A 14,286-nucleotide genomic window follows, 5' to 3' on the forward strand; every position below is an offset into this window, starting at 1 on the left:
CGGAGGTGGTACACCCTGCCCGGACCGGCATCGCACCACTGCGAGCCCGCCAGGACGGCATCGCATCAGGACCAGAGTGGCCGGCCCCCAGGACGGCGTTGCATGACCGCGAAAGGTGCGTGCCCCCTCCAGACCGGCGTCGCACCACCGGGCAAGTCGTACGCCGACTCCGGCCCGGCGTCGCGCCGACGCGCAAGTCGTACGCCGTCGGCCGGACCGGCGTCGCACCACCGCGAAGGTGGTACGCCGCCCGTCAGACCGGCGGGGCCTCGCGGCGGAGGTGGGCGAGGACGGCCAGGACCCGGCGGTTTCCCTCGGCCGGGTCGAGCTCCAGCTTCATGAAGATGTTGCTGGAGTGCTTGACCACCGACGCCTCCGTGATGGTGAGACGCTGCGCGATGGCCTGGTTGTTGAGCCCCTCCGCCATGAGCGCCAGCACCTCCCGCTCGCGGGGCGTGAGGCGCTGCAGCGGCTCGTCGGCGGTCCGCTGCTGCAGCAGCACCCGGACCACCTCGGGATCGATCACGGTCTGGCCGTTCGCGACCCGGTCCAGCGCGTCGAGGAAGTCGGTGACCTCCCCGACCCGGTCCTTCAGCAGGTACCCGAGTCCTCCCTCGGCCGACGCGCCACCGCTGAACAGCTGGGTGGCGTAGGCCGTGGCGACGTACTGCGACAGCACCAGCACCGGCAGGCCCGGATGCCGGCCGCGCAGTTCCAGCGCCGCCTTCAGCCCCTCGTCGCGGAAGCCCGGCGGCATCCGCACGTCGGTGATGACCACGTCCGGCCGGTCGGCGTCCACGGCGCGCGCCAGTTCCCCGGCGTCCCCGACGGCGGCGGTCACCTCGTGTCCGACGCGGGACAGCAGCTCCACCAGACCGGCGCGCAGGAGAACGGCGTCCTCGGCGAGCACTACGCGGAGCACGGCACCTCCACCCGCAGTTGCGTGGGTCCGCCGACGGGACTGGTCACGATGAGTCTCCCTTTCAGAATGGCCACCCGGTCCGCCAATCCTTGCAGACCGGCCCCGGCGGCCGGATCCGCGCCGCCGTGCCCGTTGTCGGTGATGAGCAGCACCAACGTGTCGTTGCGCAGGCGGCCGACGACGGCGACCTCGTCGGCGCCGCTGTGTTTGGAGGCGTTCGTCAGCGCCTCGGTGAGAGTGAAGTACGCGGTGGTCTCGACCGCCGCCGGCAGGCGGTGCGGCAGGTCGATGTCGACGGTCACCGGGATGGGGTTGCGCAGGGCGAGTTCGGCGACGGCGGCGGGCAGCCCGTGGTCCGTGAGGACCTGGGGGTGGATGCCGCGCACCAGGGAACGCAGCTGGTCCAGGGCCTGGCGAGCCTCGCCGCGGGCGCGGGCGACGAGAGGAGCGGCCGGCGAGTCCTGGCCGCGCAGCTCCAGTTCGGCGAGACCCAGGGTCATGCTGAGCGCCACGAGCTGCTGCTGGGCTCCGTCGTGCAGGTCGCGCTCGATCCGCCGGCGCTCCGCCTCGAACGCGTCGATCAACCGGGCGCGGGAGCGGGTGAGTTCGATGACCCGGCTGTTCAGGTCCTCGTCCCGCGCCGAGAGAAGGGACTGGGCGACCCACACCTGCACGCCCGCGAGCAGCCCGCCCACGTAAGCGGAGACGAGCAGGCCGAACAGGCCCGCCGCGCTGCCCGGCAGGGCCGCGACCGGGTCGGAGATCGGCTGTCCGGGCACCAGCATCACCGTGTCGGGGGCGATCGCCCAGACGATGACGGGCGTCGCCGTCAGCAGCACCGACAGTCCGAGCAGGGCGGTGAAGCCGATCCCCATGGCGGTGAAGACGACCCCCAGGGCGAGTGTGTACCCCAGTTCCCGCCAGGTGGCCCGCTCCCGCAGCCGGGTGCGCAACCACGGCCAGGCGCCCGTTCCTGGAAGCGAGCCGTGCGGGTCGAGGAGGGGCTCGGGTTCGACGAGCCGTAACCGGCGCCGCTCCACGGCGGCGACGGGGATGCCGAGGACGGCGAGCACCATGAGGACGAGCAGCCCGACGCCCACCACGGACAGGCCGACGCCGACGAAGAGGAGGGCCGCGAGGAGGAGGAGCGCGACGAAGCCCACGACGGTGCCGCTCAACAGGAACGCCCAGCACCGCAGCGGCCAGGTGGAGACGGCGAAGCGAAGGGGGCGCCGTCGCATGGCATCCCAGACGGCGACGGTCATGGTGCGTGTCCCTCCCGGGTCCGTGGCGCGTGCGGATGCACCGGGTACTCTAACCGGCCGGCGCGCCACGCGGATGGTAGGGAAAACCCTCCCTCCATGACTCCCCGCAGCCCCACTGACCTGGGCGGTCCGCTCTGCTGAACTGGAAGCATGTCACTGCTCACCGACATCCAGCTCCCCGCCGTCCAGTTGGCCGCCGTCTCCAAGAGCTACCAGGGCGCCGCGGGCCGCGTCCCCGTGCTGCGCGAGGTCAGCCTGGGCTTCCCGCAGCGGGCCCTGACCGCTGTGATGGGTCCGTCCGGCTCCGGCAAGACGACGCTGCTGAACTGCGCGGCGGGCCTGGACAAGCCCGACCGGGGCCAGGTCCTCCTCGGCGACACCGACCTCGCCGTCTGCGACGAGCGGGAGCTGACGGCGGTGCGCCGTGGCCGGATCGGCTTCGTCTTCCAGCAGTTCAATCTGCTGCCGATGCTGAACGCCTACGAGAACGTGGCGCTGCCGCTGCGCCTGCGGGGCGGGCGGGTGAAGCGGGACCGGGTCATGGAGGCGCTGCGCGAGGTGGGGCTGGAGGACAAGGCGGACCGGCGGCCCGCGCAGCTGTCCGGCGGGCAGCAGCAGCGGGTCGCGATCGCGCGGACCCTGGTGGCCGAGCCGGAGATCGTCTTCGCCGACGAGCCGACCGGTTCCCTGGATCGGCGCAGCGGCCGGCAGATCATGGAGCTGCTGCGCGCCGTGGTGGACCGGGGAGGCCGCACGGTCGTGATGGTGACCCATGATCCGGCGGCCGCGGCGTGTGCGGACCGGGTGGTGTTCCTGTCGGACGGGAAGGTCGTCGGGCGGCTCGACCACCCCACGGCCGACGCGGTCGCGCACCGACTGAGCCTGTGGGAGCGGTGATGTGGCGGATTTCCCTGCGCTCGGTGCGGCACTACTGGGCCCTGTTCGCCGGTACGTTCGTGGCGCTGGCGCTCGGCGTGGCGCTGATCGGGGTGTCCGCCTCGGCACTCGCCGCGACGTGGGCGGTGCCGGCGTCGCCGGGTGCGGGCAACCCGTCGGTGACGCTGACGGACGGCACCGGTGCGGCGCGCACCCTGTCCAGCGGTGACCTGGACATGGGCGGGGTGCAGAGTGTGCTGGCCATGGCGGGGGTCGTGTCGGCGTTCGTGACGGTGTTCGTGATCGCCGGCACGTGCGCGTTCGGTATCGCCCTGCGCCGCCGCGACATGGGGCTGCTGCGCCTGGTGGGCGCGGGCGGGCCGCAGGTGCGGCGGATGGTGCTGGGCGAGTCGCTGGCGGTGGCGGTGCCCGCCGCACTGGTGGGGTGCGCGGTCGCCGCCGTGGCCGCGCCGGTCGCCGTGGAGGCGCTCAACGGCACCGGTCTGTCGCCGGTCGAGCTGCGCCCGGGACCGCTGTTCCGCCCGCTCGTCCTCGCGGCGGGCAGCGGTCTGCTCATGGCCGCGCTGGGCATGCTGGCCGCGTCGCGGCGGGCCGCTCGCGTGCGCCCGACCGAGGCGCTGCGCGAAGCGGATCTGGACGCCCGGACCATGACGGTGGGGCGCGGGGTGATGGGCGTGCTGACGCTGGTGACCGGTGCGGTGATGGTGGCGCTGGCCCCCGGTGCCGGGCCGGAGGCGGCCACTCCGCTGGCGCTGTTCGGCACGATGGCGCTGGCCGTCGCGGCCACGCTGCTGGGGCCGGTGTATCTGCCGCCGCTGCTGCGGCTGATGGCGCTGCCGCTGCGCTGGGCCGACCCGGTGGCCGGGCGTCTGGCCGCGGAGTCGGTGCGCACGTCACGGCGGCGTACGGCGTCCCTGGTGGGGCCGGTGCTGGCGATCCTCGCGATCGTCGGTGTCTTCACCACGGTGCTGTCCACCACGGGCGCGGCGACGGAGGCGGACGACCGGGCCCGTACCGTCGCGCAGCTCGTCGTGGAGCCCACCCGGGGTGACGCGCTGAGCCCGGACGCCATGGCCGCGTTGCGCGCCGACCCGAGGGTGGCGGCCGTCTCGGCGCCCGCCGCGCTGGAGGTGGCGGTGGCGGGCCCGCACTCGGTGTGGAAGGAGCAGGCGGCGGTCGCGGACCCGGCCGCACTGGCCCGTACCCACCGGATCACCGTGGTGGACGGGTCGCTCGGCCCGCTCCTGCCGGGAACGGTCGCCGTGTCGCGGGAGTTCGCCGACTGGTACGGACACCGGGCGGGATCGACGGTGACGTACGGGATGTTCGGCGGACGGCCGGTCGAGGCCCGGGTGGTGGCGGTGCTGGACGGCGGGTCGGCGGTGCCCCCGCTGCTGCTCCCGCCCGGTTCTCGGGGCCCGGCTCCGGCTCCGGCCCCGTCGCGTGCCGCCGTGCTGCTCGGCGAGGAGGCCGCTGGCTCGGCCCGGGCGGTGGCCGATGAGCTCGCCGCACGGGTGGGCACGGACCGGGTGAGGGTGGTGCCGACGGAGGAGTGGTTCAGCAGCGTGGCGACCGATCAGGACCGGCTCAACCGGCTGGTGCTGGCGGTGCTGACGGTTCCCGCGTCGCTGTACGCGCTGATCGCGGTGGCGGGCACGCTGGTGATGGCGTACAGCCGTCGTGGACGGGAGATCGCGGGCATGCGGATGGTCGGTGTCAGCGCGGGCCAGGTTCGCCGGATGGCGCTGTGGGAGACGCTGTCGACCTCGCTGCTGGGCGTGCTGATGGCGGCGGGCGTGGTGGCGGTGGGCGCCCGGGCCCACCGGGGGGCGCTCTCGGTGTTCGGTGGCGAGGCGCCGCTGAGTGTGGAGTGGGGGATGCTCGGTGCGCTGACGGCGGCGTGCGTGCTCGTGGGTGTGGTGGTGAGTCTCACGGCGGCCGGCCGTTTGCTCCGGCAGGTCGGCGTCGCTACGGTCACTTCCCGCCGGTAGGGCCGTCCGCTCCGCGGACACGCGGCGTTCGGCGTAGCGTCATGCATCGTGCCACGCCTATGCTGATGGCCCCCCACACAGCTCCACGTTCCCTTCACCATCCGGCTGTCCACATCCGCCGGATGGTTGGCACGATCCTAACGAGCAGGAGTCTCCATGCGCGTCGCGATCGCCGAGGATTCCGCGCTCCTGAGAGCAGGAATGGCGAGGCTGCTGGCGGACGAAGGAATCGAGGTGGTCGCCTCGCTGAGCGACACCACGGGGGTGCTGGAAGTCGTTCGGACCGCCCGGCCGCACGTGGTCATCATGGATGTCCGCATGCCGCCCACCTTCACGGACGAGGGCATACGCGCCGCTCTGGAGATACAGAAGCTCGGCGCGGGTACCGCGGTGCTGCTTCTTTCCCAGTACGTGGAACCGACGTACGCGGAGGAGCTGGTCAGGGACGCACCGGCGGGGACGGGGTACCTGCTGAAGCAGCGCGTAGGGGACTTCGGTGAATTCCTTTCCGCCCTGCACCGGGTCCGGCGCGGGGAAACCGTCCTGGACTCCGACATCTTCAAGCAGTTCATCGGCAGTCCGCGCGAGAAGCACGCCAGCGAATTGCTGACGCCGCGCGAACGCCAGGTGCTCGAACTCATGGCGACGGGACTGACGAACAGCGGGATCGTGAACCGGCTCGGTATTTCCGAACGCGCGGTGGAGAAGCACGTCACGTCGATCCTCGGCAAGCTGCGCATCCCCAACTCGGGCGAGAACCACAGAAGGGTGCTCGCGGTACTGGACTATCTGCGGGGCCTGGAGAGGCTGCAGGACAGAGCCAACTGACGCCCGGTGGTCCGTGGTTCCGTGACTCTCCCGACTCCTTATCGTGTGGCCGCCGGGCTGATCTACCTCTCGGTGGGCAGTCTCGTCGGCCTTCTGCTGGCCCCCCTCCTGGTGGCCTCGCTGGCGCTGCGCGCCGTCTCGTGGTTCCTCCTCGTCGGCCTGCCGACGGCGGTCGTCGTCGCCGTGCGCGGTGCGGCGGCGCTGGTGCGGTGGGCCGTTCCGGCGGCGCGGCCGCGGCCATCCGGGCCGCGCAGCGCCCTGGGCGAGGTGCTGCGGCAGGTGCCGGCCCGGATGGCGGTCCTGCGCGACGGCATGTCGTTCAGCCTGCCGCTGCTGCGTGCCGTGGCCGACCTGGAGCGCCTGCTCGCCCACTCGGTCGTCGGTGACTCCGGAGACCCGTCGGTCCGGTCCGCCGAGGCGGACCGGGAGGCGGAGCGCGAGCACCGGCCGGCCGAGGCGAGCTGGGACGACATCGGCTACCTCGGGCTGCTGCTGCTCGGCACGGTCTGGCTGCTGCCGCTGGCGGCCCTGGCGTTCCCGGTCGTCGCCTTCGTCGTGGCCCTGCCCCTGGGGCCACCGGAGCAACTCGCGTTCGGCCCCGGCCTGACGCTGCCGGTGACGGGTGCGGTCACGCGCGTGTCGGTCGCCGTTGCGTCCGTGGCGCTCTTCTCGGTACTGCTGGGGCTGCTGTTCTGGATGGGCAAACTCCGGGCCCGGATGGTGCGCCGCATCCTCAGCCGCATCGACGAGGCCGAGGCGCAGCGCCGGGAGGAGGCGGCCGAGCGCCAGCGCATCGCGGCGCTGCGGGTGAACGACGCGGACTACCGCCGGCTGGAAAGGGACCTGCACGACGGGGCGCAGGCGCGCCTGGCGGTTCTGCTCATGCGTCTTTCGCACGCGAAACACCGCCGGAGCGACGACGTGCAGTACCTTTCCGCGCTCATCGATGAAACCCACCAGGAAATCGGCAAGGCGCTCGATGAAATTCGGGACCTGGTACGCGGTATTCAGCCGCCCATTCTGAGCGACCGCGGTCTCGACGCGGCCGTCACGGCGTTGACGGAGCGGTTCCACGTGCCGGTGGACGTGTCCAGCGGTCTGGTCCGTCGCCCTGATGTGAGCGTGGAGTCGACCGCCTACTACATCGTTGCGGAATGCCTGGCGAACACGGTCAAGCACGCGTCCGCCACGCGCATTCACGTCCGTCTGGAGGAGCACGACAACCAGCTCGTCGTCTCGGTGACGGACGACGGCACGGGTGGTGCCTCGCTGACGGCCGGGACGGGTCTGCGCGGGCTGGAGGACCGGGCCGCCGCACTCAACGGGCGGCTGGACGTATGCAGTCCGCCCGGTGGACCGACGGCGGTGACGGCCACTCTCCCGTGGTCAGTGCACCCCGTTTGACCTGCGACTTTGCCTCAAAAGGAAAGCTCTTGCTCTTCTTTGAACACCTGATCGAGGATGAGGGGGTACGGCTACCCGCACCCCCCATGGTGCGGGTAGCCGTACCCGTGAAGCTCGACAAGGGGGAGACGTGGAAGCGCATCTTGCGGCGGACAGACTGCACGGGCTCGCGCACGACCACTCCGTTCCCGGCGCACAGCTGACCATCCGCCGGGCCGGGGAGACCGTGTCCGTGGCCACGGGCGTGACACGGGCCGGCACGACCCGGCCGGTGACGGCGGACACCGCTTTCGCCCTGGGTTCGGTGACCAAGGTGTTCACGGCCACCGTGGTCGCCCAGTTCGTCGCCGAGGGCGACCTGGAATGGGACGACCCGGTGGCCGAATACCTGGCGGAGTTCGACGGGGCGGTGGACGAAAGAATGTCCGCCATCACCCTGCGACACCTGCTCAGCCACACCGCCGGGCTGGTCGCCGACCATGAACTCGACGAGGCCGGGGAAGTCTCCCTGGCGCGCTACACGGCGAGCGCCGCGGCCACGGCCGCTCTGCACGCCCCGGGCCACTGCTTTTCGTACTCGAACACCGGCTACAGCATTCTCGGCCGCGTCATTGAGACGGTCGGCGACATGAAGTGGCAGGCGGTCATGGAGAATTCGCTCCTGCGTCCGCTCGGCATCGACCCGGTGTTCCTGGGCGGCGGCTCCGCCACCGGCCTCCGGGCCGTCGCCGACGGCCACGCCGTCCGGCCGGGCCGGGAGCGCGCGGCGCACCCCGTCGGCCTGTACCTGCCGGCCGGCTGGGCGCCGGCGAGCGGACTCGCCGGCAGCGCCGGCGACCTGGTCGCCCTCGCCGCCCTGCACCTGGGCGCCCACCCCGACGCCGACACCCTGCTCCCCGCCACGGAGCGGGCCGAGATGGGCGCCGGGGAGCCCGCCGCCGACGCCTTCGGCATGGCCGACGGATGGGGCCTGGGCCTGGCCCGCTACGCCTCGCCCGACGGCACCTGGCTCGGTCACGACGGCACCGCCGACGGCGCCACCGCCCATCTGCGGTTCCACCCGGACAGCGGCACCGCCGTGGCCCTGACCACCAACGCAACCACCGGCACCCTGCTGTGGGCGGATCTCGTCGACACCCTGCGGGCACACGGCGTGCCCGTCGGCGACCACCGCCCCGCGGCCTCCACCGCGCCCGCCGTGACGACCGGCCTCGACCGCTTCACCGGCGACTACCGCAACGGTGACACGCGCTTCGCCGTCCGCACGCACCACGACGGCACCGCCCTGCGCCTGACGGACGCGACCGGGCTCACCGCGGACCTGGCACTCGACGGCGACCTGACCTTCACCGCCCGGCGCACGGACACCGACACCGCCCCCTGGACGGGCCGGTTCGTCACCCACCCCGGTACGGGCGACGTGATCCTCATGCAGCTCGGCGGCCGCTCCGCCCGGCGGACGACGACCGCGTAACCACCCCGCCCGCCCCGGCCGCCGCGTACCGGCCGGGTCCGCGGCGGTGCCCCCCCTTCCGCTCCGCCTTTCCGACTTCCCCCGCTTCCGCGCCCCGCCCTGCCCTGGCACACCCGCGCCCGGAAGCCGCCCTTCCCTGGAGGTACAGACGTGGCTCGCGCCGACGTGCCGGTCAACCGGACAGTCCCCGACCAGACCGAGTTCTGGCGGGCCCGGCTGGACGGCGTCCCGCCCCTGGAGCTGCCGGCCGACCGGCCGCGCCCGGTCATCCGGTCGACGGCCACCGCCCTCCACACCCGCGAGCTGCCCGGCCCCGCCGCCCGTGCGCTGACGGACCTGGCCGAGCTCCACGGCACCAGCCGCACGGCCGTCCTGGCGGCCGCCGTCGCCGCCCTGCTCACCCGCTACTCCGGGCAGGAGGACATCGCCCTCGGCACCGTCTCACCCCGCACCGGGCACACGGTCGTCCTGCGCACCGGCGTCGACACCGCGGCGCCCTTCACGGCCCTGCTGAGCGACACGGCACGCGTCCTGGAGGACGCACTCGCCCACGACGGCATCCCGTTCGCCGACCTCGTCGAGGCGCTGGCCCCGGCGCGGGACACCAGCATCACCCCGTACGTCCAGGCCATGGTCGCCGACCTCGGGGAACTCCCGGCCGCGCACCGTGAGTTCGACCCGCTGGACCTGTCCGTCGAGGTCTCCCCCGCCGAGCGGCTCCTGCGCGTGCGGCACAGCACCGCCCTGTTCGACGGGGACACGGCCGCGCGCCTCGCGGGCCACCTGACGGTCCTGCTGACCGGCGCCGCAACGAGCCCCCGCCAACCCCTCACCACGCTCCCCCTCCTCACCGACGGCGAGTTCGAGCAGGTCGTGCGCGTCTGGAACGACACCGCGCGCGAGGTGCCCACCGGCACCTTCCCGGAGCTGTACGCCGCCCAGGTCGCCGCCCGGCCCGACGCCGTCGCCGTCATCGACGAGCACGGTCCCGTCACCTACCGCGAACTGGACGAGCGGGCCAACCGCATCGCCCACCACCTGATCGAACGCGGCGCCGGGCGCGACCGGTTGGTCGGCCTGTGCGTCGAGCGGGACGCCGCCATGGCGGCCGGCCTGCTCGGCATCATGAAGGCCGGTGCCGCCTACCTTCCGCTCGACCCGTCCTACCCGGCCGACCGGCTCGCCTACATGCTCGAGGACTCCGGCGCCCGCCTCGTCGTCACCCAGCGCCGGCTGCGCGACCGGCTGCCGGCCACGGACGCCACCCTGATCGACCTGACCGACGACCGGGCCGCCCTCGACGCCCACCCGGCCACCGCACCCGACGTGGTCCTGGCGCCCGAGGACCTCGCGTACGCCATCTACACCTCCGGTTCCACCGGCCGTCCCAAGGGCGTCCTCGTCTCCCACAGCGGCATCGGCAACCTGGCCGCCGTGCAGGCCGAGGCGTTCGACGTGACCCCCGGCAGCCGCGTCCTGCAGTTCGCCTCGGCCAGCTTCGACGCGGCGTTCTGGGAGGTCTGCATGGGCCTCCTGACCGGTGCCGCCCTGGTCATGGGCTCCAAGGAGGCCCTCGCCCCCGGCGAGCCGCTCGCCGCGTACGCCGCCGAGCACGGCGTCACCCACGCCACGCTCACCCCGGCCACCGTGGCCGTCCTCCCCGAGGGCCGGGGCCTGCCCGCCGGCGCCACCCTCGTCGTCGCAGGCGAGGCCAGCACCGCCGACCTGGTCGCCCGGTGGTCCCGCGGCCGGCGCATGATCAACGCCTACGGCCCGACCGAGACGACCGTCTGCGCCACCATGAGCGCCCCGCTCAGCGGCGCGACGGTCCCTCCGATCGGCAGGCCCATCGCGAACTTCCGCGTGTACGTCCTCGACGACGCCCTGCGCCCGGTCCCCGCCGGCGTGCGCGGCGAGCTGTACATCGCCGGCGTCGGCCTGGCCCGCGGCTACCACGGGCGCCCCGGACTCACCGCGGAGCGCTTCGTCGCCAACCCGTTCGGCGAGCCCGGCGAGCGCATGTACCGCTCCGGCGACGTGGCGCGGTGGAACACCGACGGCACCCTGGAGTACCTGGGCCGCGCCGACGACCAGGTCAAGGTGCGCGGCTTCCGCGTCGAGCTCGGCGAGATCGAGAGCGCCCTCGCCCTCCACCCCGGCGTCGCCCAGGCCGTGGCCCTCACCCACAACACCAACCTGCTGGCCTACGTGTCGCCGTCCGGCACGCACCGCCCCTCCCCCGAGGAGCTGCGCGCCCACCTCGCCAAGGACCTGCCCGACCACATGGTGCCGTCGGCGGTCGTGGTGCTCGACACCCTGCCGCTCACCCCGAACGGCAAGGTCGACCGCAAGGCGCTGCCCGACCCGGCCACCGTCCAGGAGAGCACCGGCGCCGACCGGGCGGCCCCGCGCAACGCCGTCGAGGAGACCCTCGCCGGTGTGTGGTCGGAGGTCCTCGGCGTCGAGCACATCGGCATCCACGACGACTTCTTCGAGCTCGGCGGCAACTCCATCCTCTCCGTCCGCGCCGTCTCCCGGATGCGCGCCGCGCTCGGCATGACCCTTCCGCCGCGCATCCTCTTCGACACCCCGACGATCGCCGGACTCGCCTCGTCCCTCGCCCCCGACGAAGCCGCCGAGGAGCCGGCCATCCCGGTCGTCCCCCGCGACGGCGCCCTGCCCATGTCGTACGGGCAGCAGCGTCTGTGGTTCCTGGAGGACTTCGACCCCGGCAGCGCCGAGTACCACACCGCCACCGGGCTGCGCCTCACCGGCGTCCTCGACGCGGCCGCGCTGCGGTCCGCCGTCGAGGACCTGACGGACCGACACGAGTCGCTGCGCACGACGTTCGGCGTCGTCGGCGGACGCGGCGTCCAGGTGGTCCACCCGCGGCTCGCCCCCGAGTGGCGCACCGAGGACCTGACCGGCCTCGCCGCGGCGCAGCGCGAGGACCGGCTGCGCGAGCTGGTCCGCGCCGAGACGAACCGCCCGTACGACCTGACGGCCGGGCCGCTGGTCCGCGTACTGCTGGTGCGCCTCACCGACGACGAGCACGTGTGCGTCCTCGGCATGCACCACATCGTCACCGACGGCTGGTCCATGGGCGTCGTCACCCGCGAGCTGGGCGAGCTGTACGCCGCCCGTGCCGAGGGCCGCGAACCCCGCCTGCCGGACGTCACGGTCCAGTACGCGGACTTCGCCGCCTGGCAGCGGGGCCGTCTCGAGGGCGGCGGACTCCTCGACCGGCACCTCGACTGGTGGCGCGAGCGCCTCGACGGCATCACCCCCCTGGAGCTCCCCACCGACCGCCCCCGGCCGTCGCTGCGCTCCTCGGCCGGCGCGGTGTACACCTTCCCCGTCCCCGCCGGCACCACCACCGCCCTGAGGGAACTCGCGCAGCGGCACGGCGCGACGCTCTTCATGGCGCTGACCGCTGCCGTGAAGACCGTCTTCGCCCGCTGGTCGGGCCAGGAGGACATCGCCGTCGGCACCGCCTCCTCCGGCCGCGACCACCGCGACCTGGAGAACCTCGTCGGCTTCCTGGTCAACACGGTGGTCCTGCGTTCCCGCGTGGACCCCGACATGTCGTACGCGCAGCTGCTGGCGGGACTCAAGGAGACCGTCCTGGAGGCCTTCGCCCATCAGGACGTGCCCTTCGAGCGCCTGGTGGACGCCGTCGGCGCCGCGCGCGACACGAGCCGCACCCCGCTGGTCCAGGCCATGGTCGTCCTGCAGAACGCGCAGAGCGAGCCGGTCCGGCTGCCCGGTGTGCGCACGGCGGACCACCCGGTGCTCCGGGAGGCCGCTCCGTTCGACCTGACCGTCGAGTTCTTCGAGACCGGCGACGCCCTGACCGCCCGGGTGGGCTACAGCACCGCCCTGTTCGACGAGGCGACCATCGCCCGCTTCGCCGGGCACCTGACGACCGTGTTGTCCGCGGCCACGGCCGAACCCGACCGGCCCCTCGCCACCCTGCCGATGCTGACGGAGGACGAGTACGAGCAGGTCGTCACCGGCTGGAACGGACCCCTGCGCCCCGCGCCCGGCGGCACGTTCCCCGAGCTGGTCGCGGCGACTGCGAGGCGCCGCCCGGACGCGCCCGCCGTGGAGGACGCGCACACCGTCCTCGGCTACCGGGAGCTGGACGAGCGGGCCAACCGGCTCGCCCACCACCTCGTGTCCCTCGGCGCCGGTCCCGGGACGTTCGTCGGCCTGTGCGTCGAGCGCGGCGTGGAGACGGTCGTCGGCCTCCTCGGCATCATGAAGGCCGGAGCCGCCTACCTGCCGCTGGACCCCGGCTATCCGGCCGACCGGCTCGCGTTCATGCTCCGGGACTCCGGCGCCCGCATCGTCGTCACCCGCACCGAGCTGGTAAGGCGGCTGCCGGACACCGGCGCCCGGATCGTGGACCTCGCCCGGGACGCGGAGGCTCTCGCCGCGCTGCCCGCCACGGCGCCCGAGCCCGGCCCGCGCCCGGACGACCTGGCGTACGTCATCTACACCTCCGGCTCCACCGGCACCCCGAAGGGCGTGCTCGTCCCGCACCGCGGCATCGGCAATCTCGCCGCCGCCGAGATCGAGCGGCTGGCGGTCGAGGAGGACAGCCGGGTCCTGCAGTTCGCCTCCTCGTCCTTCGACGGCGCCGTCATGGAGGTCCTGATGGCCCTTCCCGCGGGCGCCACGCTCGTCCTGCCGCCGCACGGCCCGCTCGTCGGCGAGGCGCTGCAGGCGTTCCTGCGGGAGCGCCGCATCACCCACGCGCTGCTGGCGCCCTCCGCCGTGGCCACCCTGACGCCGGAAGGGCTCGACGGGCTGCGCACCCTCGTCGTCGGCGGCGAGGCCAGCACCGGCGACCTGGTGTCACGCTGGTCCGCGGGCCGGCGGATGATCAACGCGTACGGGCCGACCGAGTCGACCGTCGTGGCGACCATGAGCGCGCCGCTCACCGGCGGGGCCGTGCCCCCCATCGGCACGCCGCTGCCCAACACCCGTGTCCGCCTGCTCGACGCGGCGCTCCAGCCGGTGCCCGTCGGCGTGCCCGGGGAGCTGTACATCGCCGGTCCGCACCTGGCGCGCGGCTACCACGGACGGCCGGGTCTGACCGCGGAACGGTTCACGGCCGACCCGTACGGCGAGCCCGGCGACCGGATGTACCGCTCGGGCGACGTGGCCCGGTGGCGGGCGGACGGCAGCCTGGAGTACCTGGGCCGCGCCGACGACCAGGTCAAGCTGCGCGGCTTCCGCATCGAGCTCGGCGAGATCGAGACCGCCCTGGGCCGCCACCCGGAGGTGCGGGACGCGGTGGTCGTCGTCCACCGGGACGAGACCGGCCGGGGGCGCCTGGTCGCGTACCTGGTGGCGGACCGCGAGCTGTCCACCGGTGAACTCCGCTCCCACCTGGCCGGTTCGCTGCCGGACTACATGGTGCCCGCGCTGTACGTGCCGCTGGAGCGGCTGCCGCTGACACCGAGCGGGAAGGTGGACCGCCGTTCCCTGCCCGCGCCG

General features: G+C 73.6%; 8 protein-coding genes. 6 read left to right on the top strand and 2 right to left on the bottom strand.

Features of this window, described 5'->3' with window-relative positions:
• Positions 1–253: 253 nt before the first annotated feature.
• On the bottom strand, positions 254–922 hold the full coding sequence (locus IH00_RS0102540; RefSeq protein ID WP_031069039.1) for a LuxR C-terminal-related transcriptional regulator: 669 nt from the start codon (positions 920–922) through the stop codon (positions 254–256).
• Positions 910–2,187, bottom strand: coding sequence for a sensor histidine kinase (locus IH00_RS0102545; protein WP_031069040.1), 1,278 nt, complete (start codon positions 2,185–2,187; stop codon positions 910–912). The genes IH00_RS0102540 and IH00_RS0102545 overlap by 13 nt, the downstream gene beginning before the upstream one ends.
• 150 nt (positions 2,188–2,337) lie before the next feature.
• Here IH00_RS0102545 and IH00_RS0102550 point away from each other — a divergent pair, with 150 nt between their 5' ends.
• From IH00_RS0102550 to IH00_RS0102575, 6 genes are all read left to right on the top strand, one after another.
• Positions 2,338–3,084 carry an ABC transporter ATP-binding protein gene (locus IH00_RS0102550; protein WP_031069041.1) on the top strand — a complete coding sequence of 249 codons (747 nt, stop codon included), beginning with the start codon at positions 2,338–2,340 and terminating at the stop codon, positions 3,082–3,084.
• Positions 3,084–5,075, top strand: coding sequence for an FtsX-like permease family protein (locus IH00_RS0102555; RefSeq protein WP_031069044.1), 1,992 nt, complete (start codon positions 3,084–3,086; stop codon positions 5,073–5,075). The genes IH00_RS0102550 and IH00_RS0102555 overlap by 1 nt, the downstream gene beginning before the upstream one ends.
• 156 nt (positions 5,076–5,231) lie before the next feature.
• Positions 5,232–5,903, top strand: coding sequence for a response regulator transcription factor (locus IH00_RS0102560; protein ID WP_031069045.1), 672 nt, complete (start codon positions 5,232–5,234; stop codon positions 5,901–5,903).
• A gap of 45 nt (positions 5,904–5,948) precedes the next feature.
• The gene (locus tag IH00_RS0102565) at positions 5,949–7,307 is read left to right on the top strand and encodes a sensor histidine kinase (protein WP_234334736.1); all 1,359 of its coding nucleotides are present in this window, start codon (positions 5,949–5,951) and stop codon (positions 7,305–7,307) included.
• Between the two features lie 130 nt (positions 7,308–7,437).
• Positions 7,438–8,781: a serine hydrolase domain-containing protein gene (locus tag IH00_RS0102570; RefSeq protein WP_031069049.1), complete on the top strand. Its 1,344-nt coding sequence runs from the start codon at positions 7,438–7,440 to the stop codon at positions 8,779–8,781.
• A 150-nt stretch (positions 8,782–8,931) separates the two neighbouring features.
• Positions 8,932–14,286, top strand: a 5,355-nt coding sequence (locus IH00_RS0102575; RefSeq protein ID WP_039946061.1) for a non-ribosomal peptide synthetase, incomplete at its 3' end; no start/stop codon positions are given.

Source organism: Streptomyces sp. NRRL S-118 (genome assembly GCF_000716335.1).
Classification (GTDB): Bacteria; Actinomycetota; Actinomycetes; order Streptomycetales; family Streptomycetaceae; genus Streptomyces.

Bases quoted from the DNA above. Each gene is read 5' to 3' on its own strand.
- IH00_RS0102545 (WP_031069040.1), bottom strand. From the start codon at position 2,187: ATGACCGTCGCCGTCTGGGATGCCATGCGACGGCGCCCCCTTCGCTTC.
- IH00_RS0102550 (WP_031069041.1), top strand. From the start codon at position 2,338: ATGTCACTGCTCACCGACATCCAGCTCCCCGCCGTCCAGTTGGCCGCC.
- IH00_RS0102555 (WP_031069044.1), top strand. From the start codon at position 3,084: ATGTGGCGGATTTCCCTGCGCTCGGTGCGGCACTACTGGGCCCTGTTC.
- IH00_RS0102560 (WP_031069045.1), top strand. From the start codon at position 5,232: ATGCGCGTCGCGATCGCCGAGGATTCCGCGCTCCTGAGAGCAGGAATG.